Source organism: Kosmotoga sp., assembly GCF_982836095.1.
In genome coordinates, this window is the sequence record NZ_CEYIHJ010000111.1 from 1 (window position 1) to 1,172 (window position 1,172).

The window sequence follows — 1,172 nt, forward strand, 5'->3', positions numbered from 1 at the left end:
CGCGCCTGTCTATCCTCCTGTTCAAGCCGGTGAGGACTTTGCCGGGCCCCACTTCCAGGAAGAAACTTGCACCCATGGCAACCATCTTTCTTACAGAACTTTCCCAACGAACGGGGCTACACGCTTGCTTAGCGATGAGCTCTCTGATTTCCACTGGATCATCTGGAAAAGGTTCGCCTGTAACATTGGAGATCACAGGTATCTTTGGAGGTTTTATCTCTATTTCACGCAGTGCTTTTCTAAGCTTCTCACTGGCATTTAACATGTATTTCGTATGGAAAGGTGCGCTTACCTTCAATTCTACTGCCCGTCTTGCACCCATGGCTTTAGCTCTTTCAAGTACCTGAAGAACTTTTTCCTTTATACCTGAAATAGTAACCTGTCCAGGAGCGTTGTAATTGGCAATGATAACTTCTTCTTCAGGAGATACTTCCTTGCAAATAGCCTCGATCTGTATGGCTTCAAGGCCTATGATTGCTGCCATGCTTCCCACTCCCGGCGCAACAGCTTCCTGCATTGCCTTTCCCCTCAATCTTACAAGCCTCAGTGCATCATGAAAAGAGAACACTCTGGCAACTACCAGCGCGCTGAATTCCCCAAGGCTGAATCCGGCGACTATGTCCGGATATTGGCGATTCATTCTCAACAGTTCTGCTGTTGCAACGCTGTGAAGCAAAATAGCAGGCTGTGCATTCTCGGTAAGTGTTAATTCCTCTTCCGGGCCTTCAAGCATAAGGTTCAATAAATCTATACCAAGAGCTTCACATGCCCTGCTCATGAATCCACGGGCAATGTGATGATTATAAAGGTCTTTTCCCATACCAACGTATTGTGCGCCTTGTCCGGGAAATATCCATGCTTTCATTTCTCAACCCCCATTTCCGCGAAATTTCTGAAAATCTTTTCAGCACCTTTATAGATTTCTTCAATGATTTCCTTTACTGGTTTTATTTCCTTAACAAGCCCGGCAACCTGGCCTGCCATAACGGAACCAGTTTTTATGTCGCCTTCTCTGACTGCCCGTTTCAACCCACCTATCGCAAGTTTTTCAAATTCTTCAAAACTCGCTTCTTTTGCTTCAAGTTCCAGCAGCTTTTTTGTAAGAGAGTTCCTCAGAGATCTCACCGGATGCCCCGTGCTCTCACCAGTAACTACGGCATCGAGAGAACTGG

At 46.2% G+C, this 1,172-nt stretch carries 2 protein-coding genes; both read right to left on the reverse strand.

Annotation, left to right across the window (positions count from 1 at the left end; genetic code table 11):
- Positions 1-865: ACP S-malonyltransferase (gene fabD / locus AC3LHT_RS07675; RefSeq protein ID WP_488662472.1), on the reverse strand; the 865-nt coding region annotated here is incomplete at its 3' end.
- Positions 862-1,172 (reverse strand): nitronate monooxygenase (locus AC3LHT_RS07680; RefSeq protein WP_488662473.1); only part of this gene is annotated, 311 nt, incomplete at its 5' end. The genes AC3LHT_RS07680 and fabD, both read right to left, overlap by 4 nt.